The sequence below is a fragment of the Polynucleobacter paludilacus genome, assembly GCF_018687595.1.
In the GTDB taxonomy this organism is placed as follows: Bacteria; Pseudomonadota; Gammaproteobacteria; order Burkholderiales; family Burkholderiaceae; genus Polynucleobacter; species Polynucleobacter paludilacus.
Genome location: NZ_CP061298.1, coordinates 1,316,671 through 1,338,641 on the forward strand (window position 1 = coordinate 1,316,671; position 21,971 = coordinate 1,338,641).

Sequence of the window (21,971 nt, forward strand, 5' to 3'; positions counted from 1 at the left end):
TTATGATATTTTTCCCCTGCTTCCTCAGCAAAATAAGGGGATATTTTCAGAAAAATCTAGGTGGAATTCTGTAAATTCTTATGAGAATTTCAGTTTTTCACCCAATTCACGATATCGGGCGCGGTCTTGGTCACTCGCCGAACTATCAGACAGCTTTTTGGTGATTTCATTCATCTCTTTTTTGAGCTGATTGGTCTGTAGCTTTTTAAAGGCGCCCTCAAGGTCTGCACTAGCACCAGCGAGATCTAAATCGGATTCCATGACTCGCTTGCGGAGTACCTCGTACAGGGGTGCCAATTCACTCTGCGCTAATTGTTCTTGAAACATCGCAAAAGCCCCGGCACCCACTTCACCAGCTCCACCATGTTCACCGGGGATGAGCTCCACACTGTCACATTGGATCAAAAGGTCTTGCATCATGCTCTTGGCATTGGGCGACCGCAGTTCTGCCGCTTCAATCGCTAAGGTGCGCTGCTCTGCATTCAATCCTTTACCTAAATGCGGAAACTGCAAAACTACTCGCAAAATTTGTTCGGCCAAATCCATAGGAGCTTGTGGCGGAGGAATATTTTGCGCCATTCTTTTTGAGGCACCCTTACCTGCTTGCCATGGCCCGCCTTGAGTGCGATTAGGGAAATTGCTTTGCTCAGTGCGTGGCTGCATTCTGGGCTGAACTGATGGCGCCGCAGGTATAACACTCAAGCCACAGAAGGCCTCTAACTCTGCTGGCGAGGAGTTTGTCCTAATGGCCAACTCTCTCAAAATTTGTGTACGCAAGGCTATTGGTGGCATTGATAGCAGCAATGGCTTGGCGGCATGATGCGTTTGCGCCCTACCTTCAGGAGTGGTGAGATCGTGGTCTGCGCTCGCTACCCTAAAGAAAAAGGTTGAAAGTGATGCTGCTTCTTTAATAACTTTCTCAAATGCAGACGCACCATAAGCACGCACATAACTATCGGGGTCATGCTCCGTTGGCAAAAATAAGAAACGAATCTCTTTGTCATCTGACATCAAGGGCAGACAGGCCTCTAGCGCTCTTTGTGCTGCACGCTGACCTGCAGAGTCACCATCAAAAGAAAACACAACTCGATCTGTTTGACGCAACAACATGCGCACGTGATTTGCGGTACATGCCGTACCCAGTGTGGCTACCGCATTCGGAAAGCCTAACTGTGCAAGCGCCACCACATCCATATAACCCTCACAGACCAGCACATACTCTTGTGCACGAATAGCCTGGCGGGCTTCAAACAAACCATAGAGCGTGTTGCCTTTTGAAAATAATGGTGTCTCAGGAGAGTTAAGGTACTTAGGCTCGCCTTGATCGAGAATGCGTCCACCGAATCCGATCACTTGACCTTTGGGATTACGTATTGGAAACATGATCCGATCTCGAAAACGATCGTAGCGACGCACTGTTTGATTACCTTCGCTTGCCTCACTCTGAATCAACAAGCCCCCCTCCAATAAGGTCTTGGCAACCTCATCATTACTGTAGGGTCCGAAGACCGCCTCTAAGCCCTGCCAACCATCGGGGGCATAACCTAAGGAGTAACGCTTGGCAATCTCGCCCGTCAATCCGCGGCCTTTGAGATAGTCAATGGCACGCGGGGCATTCTTGAGCTGTGCGCGATACCAGTCTGCCGCCGAACTCATGACCTCACTTAAGGCCATAGCTTGCTGTTGGCGTGCAACATCCTGCACGGTGCGTTCTTCACGCGGAACAGTAAGGCCAGCAGAGCGTGCTAGGTCCTCAATGGCATCTACATAGCCTAGTCCCGAGTACTCCATCAAGAAACTAATCGCAGAACCGTGGGCTCCGCAGCCAAAGCAGTGATAAAACTGTTTATTTGGTGAAACAGAAAATGAAGGGGATTTCTCTTGATGAAAGGGACACAAACCTTGATAGTTTGCGCCAGCCTTTTTGAGCTTTACATGCTGCCCAACCACATCAATGATGTCAACCCGATTTAATAGATCGGCAATGAAAGATTGAGGGATGAGCGCCATGAAACTTACTTTGCGAGAGCAGCCTTAACCAAACCAGAGACTTTGCCCATATCCGCCTTGCCTGCCAACTGGGGTTTCAGAATTGCAATGACTTTACCCATGTCCTGCGGACCAGATGCACCACTAGCACTAACGGCGGCCGATACTGCGGCAGCAATCTCAGCATCCGATAATTGCTCAGGAAGATAATCCTGCAAAATCACCATCTCTGACTGCTCTACCGCAACGAGATCATCACGTCCTGCTTTTGCAAATTGCTCAATCGAATCTTTCCGCTGCTTGATCAGTTTTTCAACAATCACTAAAACACCGGCGTCATCCACCACCACACGCTCATCTACTTCACGCTGCTTGATGGCTGCTAAAAGTAAGCGGATGGTTCCAAGACGTGTCGCTTCTTTGGCACGCATTGCGGTTTTCATATCTTCGGTAATTTGGTCTTTGAGGCTCATAAATAAATCCGTTTAATGGAAATGAATTCTTATCGTAAATGCTCTAGTGTTCAAAAAGCAAAAACCCGCTGCGAATCACCGTCAGCGGGTTCAAAGCCTCTCGGTGAGGAGAGCTTTATATTCTGAAAAGCTGCTTAGTAGAGCTTCTTAGGCAACATTTGGCTGCGAATACGCTTGTAATGGCGTTTTGCAGCAGCAGCTTTTTTGCGCTTGCGCTCAGCTGTTGGCTTCTCGTAAAACTCGCGCGCGCGCAAGTCGGTCAAGAGGCCGTTTTTCTCAATGGTGCGTTTGAAACGGCGTAAAGCTACTTCAAAGGGCTCGTTTTCGCGTAGGCGGACTGTAGTCATACTGGTTTAACTCGTTTATGCTCGAAAAATATCGAAATTTAACTGAATCACGGATTCTAGCACGACCAGGCCAAAAATGATTGTTTTAGGAGTAGAAAGTTCATGTGACGAGACCGGGGTGGCTTTATACAACACCAGCCCCTGGGAAAAGGGCCTGCCCGCCTCACAAGGGATTTTGGGGCAAGGATTGCACTCCCAGATTGCCATGCACCGAGATTATGGGGGTGTTGTCCCAGAATTGGCCTCACGCGACCATATTCGCCGGGTTTTACCCCTTTTAGAACAAAGTCTTACGGAAGCGAGTCTGAAGCTGAGCGATATTGACGCGATCGCCTATACGCAAGGCCCAGGTTTAGCAGGCGCCCTCCTAGTCGGCACTGCTTTTGCCAAATCTTTAGCCCAAGGACTCAATATTCCCTCAATAGGGGTCCATCATCTTGAGGGCCATCTGCTTTCCCCGCTCTTAGGCCCATCTGCACCCCATTTCCCTTTTGTCGCCCTACTGGTTTCAGGAGGACACACCCAGCTCATGTTGGTCAAAGATATTGGCCAATACGAACTTCTTGGCGAAACTGTTGATGATGCCGCTGGCGAAGCTTTTGATAAAACCGCCAAACTCTTAGGCCTGGATTACCCCGGGGGAGCCGCTCTTTCTACACTTGCCGAAAAAGGGCAAACAGGTCGCTTTGATTTACCTAGGCCTATGCTGCATTCAGGAGACTTCGACTTTTCATTTTCAGGACTCAAAACTGCAGTCTTAAATCAAGTCAAACAATTCGAAGCAAAGAACATCGCTAACGCTGATGAAGTTATGCAATTTCATGCGGATCTTGCGCGGGGTTTTGTTGAGGCCTTGGTTGCTGTTCTGCTGCGCAAGTCTGAAAAAGCAATTCAGCAGACAGGCTGCAAAGACCTAGTTCTCGCTGGCGGCGTTGCTGCAAACCAGCAACTCAGATTCGCGCTGAACGCAAGCGCTAGTAAACATGGCTTTGCAGTTCACTATCCCCCACTTGCACTATGTACGGATAACGGGGTCATGATTGCATTTGCAGGAGCGTTGCGCATGCTACAAAAGAATCATGCCGCGACTCAATCGGGATCGTTTGATGTCAAGCCCCGCTGGGACTTAGTGGATTCTTAGTAAGTTACTTCGTCAAACTAATTTTGGCGTAGGCACTGTGATTGTGAATCGATTCAAAGTTTTCAGCCTCCACTACCAAGGATTGAATACGTTGATCTTGTTGTAAACGGCCAGCCACATCACGGACCAAGTCTTCTACAAACTTCGGATTACTGTAAGAGCGCTCAGTAACCCACTTTTCATCGGGACGTTTGAGTAAACCCCACAACTCACTAGAGGCTTCACTCTCTGCAGCAGAAACTAAATCTTCCACAGTCATTTGTGTTTGAGGATCAAGCGCCACTGACATGGTGACGTGTGAACGTTGGTTATGCGCACCAAATTCAGAAATCTCTTTTGAGCAAGGGCACAAGCTCATGACAGGAACAACCGCACGTAAATGCAGCTGCGTTTCTAGAATGCCGCTAGCATTTTGACGAGCATGGGCTGTCCATGTAACCTCATAGTCCATCAAACTTTCAACGCCAGATACCGGTGCGGATTTTTTAACAAAGTGTGTGTACGTAAATTGCACTTGGCCTTCAGTCGCATTTAACAGGGGCAACATCTCCTGCACTAAATTCACCGCAGTTGTGCTGTCCACTGCTGCCTCTTGCTTTTGCAAGAGTGCAATGAAGCGTGACATATGCGTGCCTTTAATGTGGGCAGGTAAAGCGACATTCATTTCAAATGTAGCAACCGATGGAAAGCTACCGCCCTTACTGCGTATAGTTAAAGGATGACGTACCCCACGGATGCCAACTTGCTCGATAGCTAATGCCCGTTCATCCCGAGTCGACTGCACATCGGGCATGCTTTGGGTCTTTAAAAAGGCTGCGTTCAAATCATTCATGGGTCTATTTTCGGATAAAACTGAATTATTTGCCGATCACTGCAGGATTAAGAGGGAGGATTAAAGGAAATCGCTCCTGAATCGACTTCAAAATCCCCTCGGCATTTAAACCGCAGCCGGCCATCAGTAGCTTGTAATCACCATGCTCAATAAAGCTATCAGGTAAGCCCAATTGAAGAAGGGGTTTATTGATACCCATTGCAGCCAGCGCTTCTAAGCAAGCGCTGCCCGCTCCACCCTGAATCACGCCGTCTTCAATCGTCACAAAGTAATCATGGTCCTGGGCCAAAGTCTTCAACAACTCGACATCGAGCGGTTTAACAAAGCGCATATTTGCTACTGAAGCGTTGAGTTGTTCAGCCACTTCCAGGGCGGGATAGAGCAAAGTACCAAAAGCCAAGATCGCAATACGCTTACCGGATACCGCAGAAGATCTTCGGCGAAGCTCTGCTTTACCAAATGGAACAGTACGCAATTCTTTTGAAGGCGTTGCACCAACACCTGCACCTCGTGGATAACGCACTGCGCTAGGATGATTCTGGTGATAAGCCGTTGTTAATAGATCGCGACACTCAGCTTCATCACTCGGCGTCATGATCAGCATGTTTGGAATACAACGCAAGAAAGCAATATCGTATGAGCCTGCATGGGTTGCGCCATCTGCCCCAACTAGGCCAGCACGATCGAGCGCAAACAGAATCGGTAGATCTTGGATCGCCACATCATGAATCAATTGATCGTAGGCACGCTGTAAGAAAGTGGAGTAGATCGCAACTACAGGCTTCATGCCTTCACAAGCCATGCCGGCTGCAAACGTGACCGCATGTTGTTCGGCAATGCCGACATCGTAATAACGATTTGGAAACTGTTTCTCAAACTCCACTAAACCAGAACCTTCACGCATGGCTGGCGTAATGCCAATCAATAATGGATCGGCATTTGCCATATCACATAGCCACTCACCAAAGACCTGAGTAAACGTTTTGTTAGCTGGGGCAGTTGGCTTTTTAACACCCTCATCCGGATTAAATTTGCTAGGGCCGTGATACAAGACCGGGTCTGCTTCCGCTAATTCATAGCCCTGACCTTTGCGAGTAACCACATGCAAGAACTGGGGGCCACGCCCTTCTATCGCCAAGCGTCGCACGTTCTGCAACATTGGCACTAAGGCATCTAAATCATGGCCATCAATCGGTCCGAAATAATTAAAACCAAACTCTTGGAAAATCGTCGATGGTGAAACCATGCCCTTGGCATGATCCTCAAGACGCTTAGCAAACTCCCGGAGCGGAGGGGCAATCGAAAGTACGCTATCGATTCCTTTTTTAGTAGCCGAGTAAATATTGCCACTGAGCAATCTTGCCAAGTGTCGATTAAGAGCACCCACTGCTGGTGAGATTGACATATCGTTGTCATTCAGAATCACCACTAGAGGCAGATCGTCATAAACGCCTGCATTATTCATTGCTTCGAAGGCCATGCCGCCAGTCATCGCGCTATCACCAATCACTGCAACTGCTACGTGACGCTCGCCAAGGGTTTGAAAAGCACGGGCCATACCCATTGCTGCAGAAATACTCGTAGATGAATGGCCGGTGCCAAAAGCATCGTACTCACTTTCAGAGCGACGCGGAAAGCCTGCCAAGCCATCGAGTTGACGCAAGGTTTTCATTTGCTCACGACGTCCCGTCAATATCTTATGGGGATAACTTTGATGCCCTACGTCCCAAACGATTCGATCAGCTGGCGTATCAAATACATAATGAAGCGCAATCGATAGCTCAACAGTGCCCAAATTAGAGGAAAGATGCCCGCCTGTCTTAGAAACGGACTCTAAGATAAATTGACGTAACTCATCTGCCAGCTCAGGCAAGTCTTCGCGAGAGAGCTTTTTTAAGTCTGCGGGAGTGTGAATAGAATCTAAAGTCATTGAGTAAAAAATAGGGGATGGCTCTTTATTTGCCGCGATTCACCATCAAAAGCGCCAACTCTTTCAATGCTTGCGCCTTGCTGCCGAAACTAGCCAAACTCGCAATTGCCTCGACCTGAAGCTCTTGAGCCTGCTTACGGGCATAGTCTAAACCCATCAAGCTGACATAGGTTGGTTTGTCCTGGGCGGCGTCTTTTCCAGCAGTTTTCCCTAGGGTTTGGCTATCGCCTGTTACATCCAAGACATCGTCGATGATCTGAAAAGCCAAGCCCAACTTTTGGGAATAGTTCTGTAAATGCATCATCTGGATCTGACTCAGATGGGATGCGATGCCTCCAAGCTGGACGGCACAAGTCAACAATGCACCAGTTTTCATGGCATGCATTTGCTGTAAACCCGTCAAATCTAATTTTTTGCCGACATTCTCTAGATCAATGGCTTGCCCTCCAGCCATTCCTCGCGAGCCCGATGCTGCAGCAAGTGCACTGATCATCGAGAGACGAAGCTCCGCTGAACCATTAGCATGAGCCAAGATTTCAAAAGCCCGTGTTTGTAAAGCATCGCCAACCAAGAGTGCAGTCGCTTCATCAAATGCTTTATGCACAGTGGGTCGTCCGCGCCGCAAATCATCGTCGTCCATGCAAGGCATATCGTCATGTACTAGTGAATATGCATGAATACATTCAATGGCGGTAGCAGCCGCATCCAAAGTTTCAGGATGAGCATCGCCCAATTCGCCAGCGGCATAAACCAACAGTGGCCGCATGCGTTTGCCACCACCTTGAGCCGCATAACGCATTGCTTGATGCAGGCGCTTGGGGATCGTTGTCTGCAGATCAAGCAAACTTTCTAAAGCTTGCTCGCTCCTGTGCGTATGACTCGCAAGCCATTCAGTAAATGAAATTAATTCGCTCATGGTGAACTACCTAGAGTGCAATCTAAGCTTCGAAGACTCTCACCTGTTGCTCAACTTGCGCCAAGACAGCCTGGCAATGTTTAAGCAAGGCGGCGCCCCGTTGGTAGGCCAACAAGGTTTCTTCCAAAGAAAACTTGCCTGATTCCATATCAGAAATCAGCTTCTCAAGCTCTTTAACGGCTTGCTCATAGCGCAAATTCGGATCAATTTGAACCTCTAGGCCAGCGCCTGAGTTCTCGGGTTTTTTAGATGCCATATGCTGACTTTCTCTGGATTTCCATACGAATAGCCCTACATATTAAAGCGATATAGGGTCTAGATGGGTATAATCACCCCCTTCCTTTCCAATATCGATACGTCGATGGTTGGATTGGTTATTCCGCTTAGCTTCGGCTGACGTTTTCGGGGGTGGGGAGAATGACTAATCTGGCTACCGTGCAGAAACTTGCACCGTCCAATCTACAACTGCCGGTTTCGGCATATTTTGACGTTGATTTATACCAACGTGAAATTGAACTGCTATTTAAGCAGGGGCCGAGTTATGTCGGTCACGAACTCATGGTTCCTGAAAAAGGCTCCTATCGCACAATTGCTGCCGAAAACGAGGGGCGCATTCTGGTGCGCAATGAATCTGGTGTCGAATTACTCTCTAACGTTTGCCGTCATCGTCAGGCGCTCATGCTCAACGGCAGTGGCCAAGTCGATAACATTGTTTGCCCCTTGCATCGCTGGACTTATGATTTGCATGGCGAGCTCTTGGGCGCACCTCACTTTGAAGATAAACCTTGTCTGAACTTAGGCAAGTCTCCCTTGCAAAACTGGCAAGGGCTTCTGTTTGAAGGTCCCCGTGATGTTTGCAAAGACCTAGCGAATCTCGGTGTCGCTGATGATCTCAAGTTTGATGGCTATGTCTTAGACCATGTTGAAGTGCATGACTGCAACTACAACTGGAAGACCTTTATTGAGGTTTATTTAGAGGACTACCACGTGGTTCCATTTCATCCAGGCTTAGGCAAGTTCGTTTCTTGCGAAGACTTGCATTGGGAATTTGGTGATTGGCATAGCGTTCAAACTGTAGGCATTCATAAGAATCTGGAAAAACCAGGCTCTGCTACTTATCAGCAATGGCATGACGCCGTCTTACGTCAATTCAATGGAAAGACACCGCGCCATGGCGCAATTTGGTTAACCTATTACCCTAATGTCATGGTGGAGTGGTATCCAGGCGTCCTTTGCGTTTCTACCCTGCACCCTATGGGCCCTAATAGAACTCGCAATATTGTGGAGTTTTATTACCCAGAAGAAATTGCCTTGTTCGAACGTGAGTTTGTTGAAGCTGAGCGCGCTGCTTACATGGAAACCTGCGTTGAAGATGATGAAATCGCTGAACGGATGGATGCCGGTCGCGCAGCCCTGCTGGCGAGGGGTATCAATCAGGTTGGCCCTTACCAAAGCCCAATGGAAGATGGCATGCAGCACTTCCATGAGTGGTACAGACGGGTGATGCAGCTTTCTGACATCTAACAATGCTTTAATCGGAAAACCATCTTTAAGACAGGCTTCCCACATGAATCCACTGATTACCGCTAACCAGCTAGAAGAAATTATTAATAGCGGCGAAGATGTGTTGATCTGTGACTGCCGCTTTGATTTAGCCAATCCATCAGCAGGCAAAACCGCCTATCTCGAAAACCATATTCCTGGCGCTCTTTACGTCGATCTCGATCAGGATTTATCAGGTAGCAAAACCGGTAAAAATGGTCGGCACCCTTTGCCATCTGCTGAGGCCTGGGCTGAAACTAAAACACGTCTAGGGATGGACAACAACACTTTGGTTGTGGCTTACGACAATCAAGGCTCCATCTTTGCTAGCCGTCTGTGGTGGATGCTCAAAGCTACAGGCCATGCTAATGTGCGCGTACTCGATGGTGGACTTGATGCTTGGAGTGGTCCTATCGGCAAAACTCCACGGCAACCTTCTGCTAGCGCCCATCCTATCGATGCCATGCCTTATGTTGGGCTAGCATTAATGGAAGAGGTGCTTACAAATCTTCAAACCCATCAAAAGAAAATTGTCGATGCCAGAGCAAGCGATCGCTTTCATGGTGAGAATGAAACATTGGATCCCGTTGGTGGCCATATTCCAGGAGCCTTGAATCATTGCTATAAAGAAAATCTTTCCGGCAAACTCTTCAAATCTCCTGAACAGCTCTACCAAGACTATGTGAAATTACTTGGTACTACTAAAGCAGCAGAAGTGATTCATCAATGTGGGTCTGGCGTGACCGCGTGCCATAATTTACTAGCGATGGAAGTTGCTGGCTTAAGGGGTGCCCGCCTATATGCGGGTAGCTGGAGCGAATGGTGTGCTGATCCCAGTCGCCCTGTAGAACGTTGATTTAAGGACTACGACGCTTGCGATAAGAGCAGCACAAAACCTACTCCACAAGCAATCAATACAGTTTGGCGCAATGACTCGGCCCAATGTGGCCGACGATGCATTTGCGGAATGAGATCGCTCACTGCAATATAGATAAAACTACTCGAAGCAATCACCAGTAAGTAGGGCATCATTGCATGGGCTTTTTCTAGGAAGAAGTAAGCCAAAACACCGCCAACAACCGCTGAAAGGCCGCAGAGCAAGTTGTAGAGGAGCGCTCGACCTTTTGAAAATCCCGCATTTAGCAGCACCATAAAGTCGCCAATCTCTTGGGGAATTTCGTGAGCAATGATGGCAATTGCAGTAAAAAATCCCACTTCATAATTGGCCATAAAAGCAGCGGCAATCAAAACACCATCGACAAAATTATGCAGGCCATCACCAACCAATATCATCCACCCGCTTCTACCTGCGACTTCAGCATCATGGCCGTGATGGTGCTCATGGCCATCACCCTCATGATGATGACTATGTCTTAGCAAAGCAATTTTTTCTAATAAGAAAAATCCCAACAGGCCAGCCAATAAAGTTCCGAACAAAATTTGCGGCTTGGTATCAGGGAAGCTAAATGCCTCTGGTAAAGAGTGTAGCAAGGCCGTTGCCAACAAAATGCCGACTGAAACGCTAACCATATTGTCGACCATCTTGGAAAGCAAGCCCAAGGAAAAGCTAGCTGCAATTAAGACACTCACCAATCCCGCAAGAATGGTCACTAACAGAATGTTTTGAAGAATTGGCACCAGTTAAATGACCCCGTTTTTCTTGAACCAGGCTAAGCACTTGCTCCAACCATCTTTGGCGGGACCTTCGCGATAGGAATCTCGATAGTCTGCATGAAAGGCGTGCGGAGTATCAGGATAGACCACGATCATAGAATCTCTCGCTGCAGGATTAGTGGGTGCTGCTTTTGCCAATGCTGCCCGCATTTGCTCAATACTCTCTAGAGAAATTCCGGTATCAGCTCCGCCATAGAGACCGAGTACAGGGGCATGTAATTGAGCAGCAATGTCTACGGGATGCAAAGGATTACCTGGAGTTTTGTCACCAATTAAACGTCCATACCAAGCTACCCCAGCCCTCACTTGCGGCAAGGTCGCAGCTAACCAGGTGATACGACCACCCCAGCAGAATCCAGTAACACCAACCCGTTTTAGGTCGCCACCATTTTTGCCGGCCCAAGCAATTGCAGCCTTGAGATCACCAATCACCTGATCATCAGGGGTTTTAGAAATGACGTTAGTAAAAATCTCGGCAATGCTGCCATAGTTATTGGGATCTCCGGCACGCATGAAGAAATCTGGTGCGATGGCGAGATAACCGAGCTTGGCGAAACGTCTAGCAACATCGGCAATGTACTCGTGCACGCCAAAGATTTCACTTACTACAATAATGACCGGCAAAGCTGTTTTAGCATTCTGTGGACGTGCCACGTAGACGGGCAATTGATAGTCGCCCATCTGAATATTCTGCTCACCAGCCTCAAGCCCGACAAAATCGGTTTTGATTGCAGCAGCCATGACTGGCATAGACGCTGGAGCAAAGCCAACACCCATCACTCCTGCAGTCAGTGCTGAAGTTTTTAAGAAAGTTCTTCGATTTAAGGGCGTATTTGATTTCATTAATGTGCTTCCTCCCAGTTATCACCAACCCCAATACTAACCACTAATGGGACTTTAAGTTGCGCAACCTGACACATCAAATCAGGCAATTTCGCTTGTAAGAGTTCAATCTCGTCCATGGGAACATCAAACACCAATTCATCATGGACCTGCAAGAGCATCTTGGTCTTCAATTGCTCCTTTTCCAACCAATCTTCTACTGCAATCATTGCCAGCTTAATTAAATCTGCTGCAGTACCTTGCATAGGAGCATTAATTGCGGCTCGTTCCGCACCTTGTCTGCGCGGACCATTGGACTTAATCTCAGGCAACCACAAGCGTCTACCAAAAACGGTTTCGACATAACCCCTATCGCGAGCCTCTAGACGGGTTCTTTCCATGTATTGAGCAACGCCAGGGTATCGCTCAAAATACTTGGCGATGTAATTCTGAGCCGCCCCTCTTTCAATACCCAAATTTCCCGCCAGACCAAATGCGCTCATGCCATAAATTAAGCCGAAGTTAATTACCTTGGCATAACGTCGCTGCTCAGAACTCACCTCTGCCAAGGGAATCCCAAAGATCTCAGCAGCAGTTGCTTGGTGTACATCCTTGCCCGTAGCAAATGCCTCGAGTAGATTCGCATCTTCAGCAATATGCGCCATGATGCGCAACTCGATTTGTGAATAGTCCGCTGAGAGCAATTTACACCCAGGCGCGGGAATGAAAGCTTCGCGAATGCGCCGCCCCTCTTCAGTTCGTACCGGAATATTTTGTAAATTAGGATCGCTCGATGCCAAGCGTCCGGTGACCGCGACGGCTTGAGAGAAATTCGTATGCACGCGCCCAGTTTGAGGATCTGCCATCCTTGGCAATTTCTCAATATAAGTCGACATCAATTTAGCGAGACTACGGTAATCCAAAATGCGTGCAGGTAATGGGTAGTCTTCTGCCAGCTTTTGTAAAACTTCCTCATCGGTGGAAGGGCTACCAGATGGGGTTTTCTTGATCACAGGTAATTGAAGCTGGCCAAACAGAATCTCCGCAATTTGTTTTGGTGACTGAATATTAAAAGGCTGACCGGCTAATTGATGGATCTCACCCTCTAAAGCTAACAATCGTTTACCAATTTCTTGACCCTGCTTGGCCAATAAGGCAGAGTCAATCCGAATGCCATTGCGCTCCATGATGCCGAGTACGCGCATTGCGGGCATCTCAATCTTTTCATAGACATACAACAAGCCAGGGCTAGCCTGAATTTGAGGCCACAAGGCCAGATGCAAGCGTAAGGTGATATCAGCATCTTCAGCAGCGTACTTGGTGGCTGTTTGTAGATCAACCTGATCAAAACCAATCTGATGAACGCCTTTGCCACAAACCTCTTCATACTTAATCGTCTTCATACCCAGATGACGTTCTGCTAAGTTGTCCATATTGTGTGGCATATGAGACTCCAACACATAAGACTCGAGCAAGGTATCGAACTGTACACCCTGTAAGGTAATGCCATAGTTTGCAAAAATATGGGCGTCGTACTTTAAGTTTTGACCGACCTTGAAATGCGTTTTGCTCTCTAGCCAAGGCTTTAGTCGGTCAAGTACATACTCCCGCTTTAATTGCTCTGGCGCATTGAGATGACCCACCGGAATGTAGCAGGCCTCGCCTGCATTTACCGACAAGGAAATACCTACTAGCTGTGCGGCAAGTGCATCCAAACTAGTAGTCTCAGTATCGACTGCGGTGAGGCTAGCTCCTTGAATTTTCTGAATCCATTTATCTAGACCAGCTTCATCCACAATGCACTCATAATTTTTTTCGACAGCACTGTGCATTGCGCCGGCTTCAGGTGATAGTGAAGTGGTAGCCTCCAAGGCCGCGGAACTTGGTGAAGTTGCTTGAGATGAACCACCGGCCTGCTCGACTTCGCGTAGCCAAGTTTTGAAAGCGTAACGTTCAAATAATTCACGCAGTAGCTGACTGTCTTCTGGTTTGGCATGAAGCTCATCTAAGCTGGGCACATGTAATGACAAATCACAATCCGTCTTCACCGTAATGAGTTGTCGCGCTTGCGGCAACCAAGTGAGGGCTGCCCGCAAATTTTCACCAACGACACCCTTGACTTGATCGGCATTAGCCATCAAGTTATCAAGGTCTCCGAACTCAGCCAACCATTTATTCGCCGTCTTTGGACCTGCTTTTGGTACGCCAGGTACGTTATCCACTGTATCGCCGATGATGCTTAAGTAATCCACGATGCGCTCTGGAGGTACTCCAAACTTCGCAACCACCCCTTCAATATCTAGGCGCTCATCAGTCATCGTATTAATCAAACTCACTGACGAGTTCACGAGCTGGGCTAAATCTTTATCACCTGTAGAGATGATCGTCTCCCAGCCAGCCTGACTTGCTTGGCAAGCCAAGGTGCCAATCACGTCATCAGCCTCGACCCCTGAAACCACTAAAACAGGCCAGCCCAAGGCCTTGACCAAGGCATGAATTGGCTCGATTTGCTTCACTAAATCTTCTGGCATGGGAGAGCGATTAGCCTTGTAATCAGGGTACATCTCATCCCGGAAGGTCCTGCCTTTGGCATCAAAAATACAGGCAATATGGTCAGCCTGAATCTCAGAGCGAGCCCGGCGCATCATATTTACCATGCCATAGATCGCCCCAGTGGGGTCACCCGCCCCATTTCTGAGGTCTGGCATGGCATGAAAGGCACGATAGAGGTAGCTTGAGCCGTCTATCAACAAGAGTCTGTGTTTAGTCATCCCTCAATCGTACAATCTAGTCGTGAATTACCTACAAGTCTGGTGAATCTAAGCTGGGCAGTAGGCTTAAAAAGGTGAAAATCATGCACTCTATTACTTACTTATTTGGCCACACTTTGAGCTATACCCTGACTTTATTGAGCTTTTTGACTGCCTTTAGTGTTTTTGGGATCGGCAATACCTGGGCCCAAGGAACAAGCCAAGCGCTTAGTCCTACAGAACTCGAAATGATTAATAATCAGCCACTTTCAAAGCCTGCAACCGCTTCGGATGCAGCCAACTCCAGCAGCAAACGTAAACCAAGCTATCAATATACTGATAAAAACGGTACGCAAATTACTGAATACAAAGATGCCAATAGTCCAACCCAGGTTCAAGTCAAGACCCGCTTAACTACTTATGACATGTCTCCACCAGACTCAGTGATGCCTGGCCCTCCCTCTGGAGAAGCTAGCCTATTGAGCGTTCCCAGTATTAGTATTCCGATCCAGTAATTCATGGCCGTTTTTACCCCGTTAGAGCTGAGTGATATCTCAGCGTGGATTGCTCGAGATTTTCAGATTGGCGATGCCACTGATATTCGTGGCATTCATGGTGGAATTGAGAACTCTAATTTCTTTTTGGATACCTTGCTGGAAGGTAAGCGACAAGAATATGTTCTCACCATCTTTGAAAGATTAACTGCTGAGCAGCTTCCCTACTATCTCGAGTTGATGCGCCATTTAGCCAATCGAGGTATTTCGGTACCCAAACCAATTGAAAACCAACACGGTCAAATCCTATTTGAACTTCAGGGCAAGCCTGCAGCCATAGTCAGCAAGCTTCCGGGATTATCTAGACTGAACCCAGATAGCCATCACTGTGCCCTAGTTGGTGAAATGCTAGCCAAGATGCATCTGGCAGGAAAAGATTTTGGGCAGACGCAAGAAAATCTTCGCAGCTTAGCCTGGTGGCAAAAAACAGTTCCTGAAGTCCTGCCCCATTTGAGCGCTGATCAACAAGATCTTCTTCAAGCAGAGTTAGCAGCACAAGAGCAATTTTTTGCTTCTCCTGAATATGCCGCGCTGCCGTTTGGCGCAAGCCACTGCGACCTGTTTAGGGATAATGTCCTGTTTGATCCACAAGCGAATCAAACCCCCGATCGTCTGGGCGGCTTCTTTGATTTTTACTTCGCAGGAACTGATAAGTGGTTATTTGATTTAGCAGTCACGGTAAATGACTGGTGTCTTGCTGAGAATAAAAAAGATTTAGACCCACAACGACTCGAGGCAATGCTCAATGCTTACGAAGCGATTCGTCCGTTAAGTCCCATTGAAAAAGAGTCTTGGTCAATGATGTTGCGTGCAGCTGCACTGCGTTTTTGGATATCTCGGCTCTGGGATTTTTATCTACCTCGCAATGCCGAAATGCTCACACCACATGATCCAAAGCATTTCGAAAAGATTCTACTTAGCCGGCGCGCCGTATGAAACTCAACTCAGTAGGCATTCAAGAGGGCTATCACTGGATTCGCCAGGGCTTTTGGTTGTTTAAGCAAAATCCTCTTGCCTTTCTGATGCTAGTCTTCATCTATGTTTTAGTTGCGCAACTGGCTATTTTGATTCCAATCATTGGCGTCATCGCCGTGCTTGTTTTGACCCCCACCCTCTCTGTAGGCTTTATGACGGCTTGTCGCCAAGCGATTCAGAAAGAGCGGATTGTTCCACAAGTCTACTTTTGCGCGCTTCGATCAACTCCACTGATTCGCAAGCGCATGCTGCAATTGGGCTTGCTCTACGCCATCATGATTTTTGGACTGAGTTTGATCCTGGGTTTATTCATCAACGTTCAAGCCATCATTCCCTTAATGAGCAATGATCAAGCTATTACACCTGAAGCAATCCATCAGCTCTACTGGGCTTTACTGATTGGCGGTTTACTCTACTTCCCTATTGCGGTATTAATGTGGTTCTCCCCTGTACTCGTTGCCTGGGAAAATATGTCAATCCCACAGGCGCTCTTCTCAAGCTGGATAGCGTGTTGGACAAACCGTGGTGCATTTCTATACTACATCCTAATCTGGGCCGCAATTCTGGTCGCCATTCCTTTATTGGTCGGCGCATCCCTTGATGCTATCAACTTGGGTCAAGCCGCTTCTTTCATCATTGCGCCGATTTCAATGGGCGGTCTCACCATCATGCATTGCTCTTTTTATGCGAGCTGGAAGGGTTGCTTCATAACTAATGAAGCAATGGTCATGGGCGATTAATCTATCGCGGCCAACTTAGCAATACTAAGCTGTAGCCACTTAATGCCATTGCGCTTGAAATGAATTTGCGCCCGCGCATCTGCATCCAATCCCTCTAAAGCAGTAACGCGGCCTTCACCAAACTTTGTGTGAAAGACATTTTGACCAATCTTAAATGGATAAGTATCACGTGGGGGAGCAGCCATTCTCTTGACCGTAGTCGATAGCGAACTATGGGGCTTGGTTGCTTGATGAACACTACCAGAGTCAAAGAAATCATTTGACTCATACTCGCGTTGACGGGTGTAGCCATCATTCCAAGTAGAGCCGGAGGTGCGGCCACCCCAACGTGCATCCTTGGCTTTCGGGGTTAACCATTTCAGCGAATCAGCCGGTAGTTCCTCGAGGAAGCGGGAAGGCATGTTGTAGCGCACCTGACCATGCAACATACGAGATTGGGTATGCGACAGATATAGACGTTCTTTGGCACGAGTGATCGCAACATACATTAAGCGCCGCTCTTCTTCTAGGCCATTGAGTTCATTAACGCTGTTCTCATGAGGGAATAAACCCTCTTCAAGACCGGTGATGAAGACCGAGGTGAACTCAAGACCTTTGGCCGAGTGCACCGTCATTAATTGCACGGCATCCTGCCCAGCCTGGGCTTGGTTATCGCCAGCCTCTAATGAAGCATGCGACAAAAAGGAAGCCAAGGGAGAAACTTCAACATCACCTGGCGCATTCTCACCGGGCAAGGTGGCTGCTTTAGCGTCTTGCCCATACCCCTCTTCTGCAATAAATGCAGTGGCAGCGTTAATCAATTCCTGTAAGTTCTCTACGCGATCCTGTCCTTCTCGCTCGCCTAAGTAATGCTGAATCAGACCGCTATGCTGAATCACGAACTCCACGGTTTCAGGCAAAGTATTGTGACGGGTTGCTTCGCGCATATGATCAATCAAACGCACAAAGCCGCCCAATGCCGCACCTGCTTTGCCCTCTAAGCTAGAAGCAGCCAAATAGAGTGAGCATTGTTGATTACGGGCGGCATCTTGCAATGCCTCGATTGAACGAGCACCAATGCCACGGGTCGGGAAGTTTACAACCCGCGAGAAAGACGTATCGTCATTGGGATTCTCGAGCAAACGTAAATAAGCTAATGCATGCTTAATCTCAGCCCGCTCGAAGAAGCGCAAGCCACCATACACACGGTAAGGTAGTCCAGCAGAAAATAAAGCATGCTCAATAATTCGTGACTGGGCATTGCTACGGTAGAGCAGTGCAATCTCTGTGCGCTTAATACCACTATTGATCAGGGCCTTGATTTCATCTACGAGCCAAGCAGCCTCTAGGCCATCACTTGCAGCCTCATAAATACGAACTGGCTCACCATGCCCAGCATCTGTTCGAAGGTTCTTACCGAGCCGCTCAGTGTTATTGGAAATCAGGTGGTTCGCCGTATCGAGAATATGTCCATGTGATCGATAGTTTTGTTCCAATTTCACCATCATGGGATGAAACTGTTTTTCATATAAACGCATGTTTTCAACATCGGCGCCACGGAAAGCATAAATACTTTGATCATCATCGCCCACTGCAAAGACAGCACTTCGCTGCGTAGAGGAACGACCACCGTCATGTCCAGAAAGTAATTTGAGCCAGGCATATTGCAAGGCATTTGTATCTTGAAACTCATCAATCAAAATATGACGAAAGCGTTCTTGATAATGCGTCCGAATCGGTTCAGAGTGCTTGAGCAATTCATAACTGCGTAGCAAGAGCTCCGCAAAATCCACTACGCCTTCACGCTGACATTGCTCATCGTAGGCTTGATAGAGTTGTGCCATCTTGGCTTGAAAATCATCGCCGCTGTCGATGTCCTTGGCACGCAAACCTCTCTCTTTTGCATGAGCGATAAAGTACTGCAATTGCTTAGGTGGGTACTTTTCATCATCCACCTTGAGACCCTTCAACAAGCGCTTAATGGCTGAGAGTTGATCTTGAGTATCCAGAATTTGAAAAGTGGAGGGCAAACCGGCTTCTTTGTGGTGAGCTCTGAGTAGTCGATTACAAAGACCATGAAAGGTCCCAATCCACATGCCGCGGGTATTAATCGGTAACATCGCCCCCAAGCGAATCAGCATTTCTTTGGCGGCTTTATTCGTAAAAGTCACCGCTAAGACCCCAATTGGGGAAACTTGCCCTGTTTGGATCAACCAAGCGATTCGGGTAGTGAGCACACGAGTCTTGCCGCTTCCTGCCCCCGCCAGAATTAAAGCAGATTGGGCATGGCCGTTTTGATCAACAGGGGGGAGAGTAACTGCCTCGCCCTGTTCTGGATTGAGGTTGGCGAGTAAGGCGGAGTACATCAGCCCAATTATAATTTGCCTCTTATGCCAAATGCCTCGAATACCCCTAATTCATCATCCAAAACTCCTGAGACCAATCAGCAGCCCTTGGATGAACTTGCTAAATCTTATGAACCAGCCCCGATTGAAGCCTTTTGGGGTCCTGAGTGGGAAAAACGGGGCATTGCCGATGCAACGCTAGATGAGGGTAAGGGTGACTTTAGTATTCAGCTCCCACCACCAAACGTGACGGGCACCCTCCATATGGGGCATGCTTTTAATCAAACCATCATGGATGGGCTGGTTCGACACGCACGTATGTCAGGCAAAAATACCCTGTGGGTGCCTGGCACCGATCATGCTGGTATCGCTACCCAAATCGTGGTTGAGCGTCAGCTCGATGTCCAAAAAGTTTCTCGTCACGACTTAGGTCGCGAGAAGTTCTTGGAAAAAGTATGGGAGTGGAAAGAAACATCTGGCTCAACCATCACCCGTCAAATCCGTCGTCTTGGCGCCTCGATTGATTGGGCCAAAGAATATTTCACGATGGATAGCAAGATGTCCAAAGCCGTGGTTGAAGTCTTTGTGCGCCTTCATGAGCAAGGCCTCATTTACCGCGGTAAACGTCTTGTCAATTGGGACCCTGTTTTGGGCACTGCCGTTTCTGATCTCGAAGTAGTTAGCGAAGAAGAAGATGGCTCGATGTGGCATATCCGCTATCCGCTCGCAGACGGGTCTGGCCAACTCATTGTGGCTACTACTCGCCCCGAGACCCTGCTGGGTGACGTAGCAGTGATGGTCAACCCCAATGATGAGCGCTATCAACATCTGATTGGTCAATCTGTTGTATTACCTCTTTGCGATCGTGAGATTCCAATCATTGCTGACGACTACGTCGATCTGAACTTTGGTACTGGGGTTGTTAAAGTTACCCCTGCGCATGACTTCAATGACTATGCGGTTGGCCAACGCCATCAGTTACCTCTCATTAATATTCTCACGCTGGATGCCAAGATCAATGAGCATGCACCAGCGGTATATCAAGGCTTAGATCGTTTTGCAGCACGCAAACAAATTGTTGCCGATCTAGATCAAGCTGGGCTATTAGAAAAAGTGCAGCCTCATAAATTGATGGTTCCACGCGGTGACCGAACCCAAACCATCATTGAGCCCATGTTGACTGATCAATGGTTCGTTGCTGTCTCTAAACCCAGTCCCGATAATCAATACAAACCTGGTTCCTCCATCGCAGCTGCCGCATTAGAGGCGGTGACCAAAGGCGACATCAAACTGGTTCCAGAAAACTGGATCAGCACTTACACGCAATGGTTAGAGAATATTCAAGACTGGTGCATCTCTCGTCAGCTCTGGTGGGGCCATCAAATCCCCGCTTGGTATGGCGATCAAGGCCAAATCTTTGTAGCGCGCTCTGAATCAGAAGCTAAAACGCAAGCCGCTGCAGCAGGCTATTCGGGGGAGTTAAATCGTGATCCTGATGTATTGGATACCTGGTTTAGCTCTGCCCTCGTTCCCTTTAGCTCTCTCGGTTGGCCAGATAAAACTCCGGCACTTGACCATTTCTTGCCCTCCTCTGTTTTAGTCACCGGCTTTGACATCATCTTCTTCTGGGTAGCGCGCATGGTAATGATGACTTGTCATTTCACTGGCAAGGTCCCTTTTCATACGGTATATGTGCATGGCTTAGTACGTGATGCTGAAGGTCAGAAAATGAGTAAGTCCAAGGGCAATACCTTAGACCCCATCGACCTCATCGACGGCATTGAACTCGACGCATTGGTTAATAAGAGAACTGTGGGGCTTATGAATCCTAAGCAAGCTGAGAGCATTAGTAAGCGCACTCGCAAAGAGTTTCCAGAGGGTATCGCTGCATTTGGAACAGATGCCTTGCGCTTCACCTTTGCATCCCTGGCATCCCTAGGTCGCAACATCAACTTTGATCAAAAACGTTGCGAAGGTTATCGTAATTTCTGTAATAAGCTGTGGAATGCCACGCGCTTTGTTTTAATGAACTGTCCTGGCACGCTTGAAGATAATGGCTTTGCACCCTGCGATGATCAATGCGGTCCAGAGGGCTACCTTGATTTCTCGCCAGCAGACAAATGGATTGTTTCAGCATTGCAAAGAACCGAAGCCGAAGTTGAAAAAGGTTTTCAAAACTATCGCTTCGACAACATCGCCAATAGCATCTACCAATTTGTTTGGGATGAATATTGTGACTGGTACTTAGAGCTGGCCAAAGTTCAACTTCAAACCGGAACTCCAGCACAGCAACGCGCTACCCGCAGAACCTTGCTGCGTGTTCTAGAAACTATTTTGCGTTTAGCCCATCCTCTGATTCCATTCATCACTGAGACCCTGTGGCAAACCCTTGCCCCCAAGACAGGTAAAGAGCTTGCACAGCAAACTAAACAAACAATTGCATTGCAGCCCTACCCAATTGCTCAGCCTGAAAAAATCGATCCAGTAAGTGAAGCATGGCTCAATCAAATTATGGCGATTGTGGATGCCTGCCGTAACTTGCGCGGAGAAATGCAAGTCTCCCCCGCACAAAAAGTGCCCCTTTGGATTTGCGGCCCTGAGACTTTCCTGAAGCAAGCCACACCTTATCTTCTGGCCTTAGCCAAATTATCTGAAGTGAAGATCTACCAAGATGAGGCCTCTATGGAAAAAGAGGCTTCTGGAGCACCCATGGCTCTGGTGGGAGATCTGAAACTCCTTCTAAAAATTGAGGTTGATGTGGGTGCTGAGCGTATTCGTCTGGGCAAAGAGATTGATCGTCTAGCCAACGAGATCCAGAAAGCTCGCAGCAAACTCTCCAATGAGAGCTTTGTGGCACGAGCCCCAGAAAAGGTAGTAGCCCAGGAAAAACAACGCCTTACAGGGTTTGAACAAAATCATGAGAAGCTTGTAGCACAATTAGAACGTCTGAAATAACTCACTA

18 protein-coding genes are annotated in these 21,971 nt (G+C 48.0%); 7 read left to right on the top strand and 11 right to left on the bottom strand.

Going from position 1 to position 21,971, the window contains the following annotated elements; genetic code table 11:
* Positions 1 to 78 precede the first annotated feature (78 nt).
* The 3 genes from dnaG to rpsU form a co-directional block, all read right to left on the bottom strand.
* Positions 79 to 2,010 carry a DNA primase gene (dnaG, locus tag AOC06_RS06990; RefSeq protein ID WP_215379750.1) on the bottom strand — a complete coding sequence of 644 codons (1,932 nt, stop codon included), beginning with the start codon at positions 2,008 to 2,010 and terminating at the stop codon, positions 79 to 81.
* A 5-nt stretch (positions 2,011 to 2,015) separates the two neighbouring features.
* Positions 2,016 to 2,462, bottom strand: a complete 447-nt coding sequence (locus AOC06_RS06995; RefSeq protein WP_215379751.1) for a GatB/YqeY domain-containing protein — start codon at positions 2,460 to 2,462, stop codon at positions 2,016 to 2,018.
* Between the two features lie 134 nt (positions 2,463 to 2,596).
* The gene (rpsU, locus tag AOC06_RS07000) at positions 2,597 to 2,809 is read right to left on the bottom strand and encodes a 30S ribosomal protein S21 (protein WP_011903537.1); all 213 of its coding nucleotides are present in this window, start codon (positions 2,807 to 2,809) and stop codon (positions 2,597 to 2,599) included.
* Between the two features lie 76 nt (positions 2,810 to 2,885).
* On the opposite strand from rpsU, the gene tsaD reads away from it, so the two are divergent.
* Entirely contained in the window at positions 2,886 to 3,950 is a 1,065-nt protein-coding gene (tsaD, locus tag AOC06_RS07005) for a tRNA (adenosine(37)-N6)-threonylcarbamoyltransferase complex transferase subunit TsaD (RefSeq protein WP_215379753.1), read from the top strand.
* A 4-nt stretch (positions 3,951 to 3,954) separates the two neighbouring features.
* Here the strand turns inward: tsaD and folE2 are convergent, their stop codons facing one another.
* Genes folE2 through xseB form a run of 4 tightly spaced genes read right to left on the bottom strand, consistent with a single transcriptional unit; the run spans position 3,955 to position 7,884 of the window.
* On the bottom strand, positions 3,955 to 4,782 hold the full coding sequence (gene folE2 / locus AOC06_RS07010) for a GTP cyclohydrolase FolE2 (RefSeq protein WP_215379755.1): 828 nt from the start codon (positions 4,780 to 4,782) through the stop codon (positions 3,955 to 3,957).
* Between the two features lie 25 nt (positions 4,783 to 4,807).
* Complete coding sequence (gene dxs, locus AOC06_RS07015) at positions 4,808 to 6,712, bottom strand: 1-deoxy-D-xylulose-5-phosphate synthase (protein WP_439650658.1); 1,905 nt, start codon at positions 6,710 to 6,712, stop codon at positions 4,808 to 4,810.
* Positions 6,713 to 6,737: 25 nt separating this feature from the next.
* Positions 6,738 to 7,628 carry a polyprenyl synthetase family protein gene (locus AOC06_RS07020; protein ID WP_215379758.1) on the bottom strand — a complete coding sequence of 297 codons (891 nt, stop codon included), beginning with the start codon at positions 7,626 to 7,628 and terminating at the stop codon, positions 6,738 to 6,740.
* Positions 7,629 to 7,650: 22 nt separating this feature from the next.
* Positions 7,651 to 7,884, bottom strand: coding sequence for an exodeoxyribonuclease VII small subunit (gene xseB / locus AOC06_RS07025; protein ID WP_215336115.1), 234 nt, complete (start codon positions 7,882 to 7,884; stop codon positions 7,651 to 7,653).
* 161 nt (positions 7,885 to 8,045) lie between these two features.
* Here xseB and AOC06_RS07030 point away from each other — a divergent pair, with 161 nt between their 5' ends.
* Positions 8,046 to 9,152, top strand: a complete 1,107-nt coding sequence (locus AOC06_RS07030) for an aromatic ring-hydroxylating oxygenase subunit alpha (RefSeq protein ID WP_215379761.1) — start codon at positions 8,046 to 8,048, stop codon at positions 9,150 to 9,152.
* 43 nt (positions 9,153 to 9,195) lie between these two features.
* Complete coding sequence (locus AOC06_RS07035) at positions 9,196 to 10,026, top strand: sulfurtransferase (RefSeq protein WP_215379764.1); 831 nt, start codon at positions 9,196 to 9,198, stop codon at positions 10,024 to 10,026.
* 8 nt (positions 10,027 to 10,034) lie between these two features.
* Here AOC06_RS07035 and AOC06_RS07040 read toward each other — a convergent pair whose 3' ends face one another.
* Genes AOC06_RS07040 through polA form a run of 3 tightly spaced genes read right to left on the bottom strand, consistent with a single transcriptional unit; the run spans position 10,035 to position 14,437 of the window.
* Positions 10,035 to 10,808: a ZIP family metal transporter gene (locus AOC06_RS07040; RefSeq protein ID WP_215379766.1), complete on the bottom strand. Its 774-nt coding sequence runs from the start codon at positions 10,806 to 10,808 to the stop codon at positions 10,035 to 10,037.
* A gap of 3 nt (positions 10,809 to 10,811) precedes the next feature.
* The gene (locus AOC06_RS07045; protein ID WP_215379768.1) at positions 10,812 to 11,687 is read right to left on the bottom strand and encodes a dienelactone hydrolase family protein; all 876 of its coding nucleotides are present in this window, start codon (positions 11,685 to 11,687) and stop codon (positions 10,812 to 10,814) included.
* Positions 11,687 to 14,437 (bottom strand): DNA polymerase I, encoded by a 2,751-nt coding sequence (gene polA, locus AOC06_RS07050; RefSeq protein WP_215379770.1) that lies wholly within the window; start codon positions 14,435 to 14,437, stop codon positions 11,687 to 11,689. Before polA ends, AOC06_RS07045 begins: the two co-directional genes overlap by 1 nt.
* Before the next feature lie 83 nt (positions 14,438 to 14,520).
* Between polA and AOC06_RS07055 the strand changes: the two genes are divergently transcribed.
* The 3 genes from AOC06_RS07055 to AOC06_RS07065 are packed head-to-tail and all read left to right on the top strand — an operon-like array spanning position 14,521 to position 16,685.
* On the top strand, positions 14,521 to 14,931 hold the full coding sequence (locus AOC06_RS07055; protein ID WP_215288503.1) for a hypothetical protein: 411 nt from the start codon (positions 14,521 to 14,523) through the stop codon (positions 14,929 to 14,931).
* A 3-nt stretch (positions 14,932 to 14,934) separates the two neighbouring features.
* Positions 14,935 to 15,906, top strand: a complete 972-nt coding sequence (locus tag AOC06_RS07060) for a homoserine kinase (RefSeq protein WP_215379772.1) — start codon at positions 14,935 to 14,937, stop codon at positions 15,904 to 15,906.
* Positions 15,903 to 16,685: a BPSS1780 family membrane protein gene (locus tag AOC06_RS07065; RefSeq protein WP_215379775.1), complete on the top strand. Its 783-nt coding sequence runs from the start codon at positions 15,903 to 15,905 to the stop codon at positions 16,683 to 16,685. The genes AOC06_RS07060 and AOC06_RS07065 overlap by 4 nt, the downstream gene beginning before the upstream one ends.
* On the opposite strand, the gene AOC06_RS07070 is transcribed toward AOC06_RS07065, so the two are convergent.
* A complete protein-coding gene (locus AOC06_RS07070; protein ID WP_215379778.1) occupies positions 16,682 to 19,030 on the bottom strand; it encodes a UvrD-helicase domain-containing protein in 2,349 nt (782 codons plus the stop codon). The two genes, AOC06_RS07065 and AOC06_RS07070, sit on opposite strands and share 4 nt — an antisense overlap.
* A gap of 24 nt (positions 19,031 to 19,054) precedes the next feature.
* On the opposite strand from AOC06_RS07070, the gene AOC06_RS07075 reads away from it, so the two are divergent.
* Positions 19,055 to 21,964, top strand: coding sequence for a valine--tRNA ligase (locus AOC06_RS07075; protein ID WP_215379781.1), 2,910 nt, complete (start codon positions 19,055 to 19,057; stop codon positions 21,962 to 21,964).
* Positions 21,965 to 21,971 lie beyond the last annotated feature (7 nt).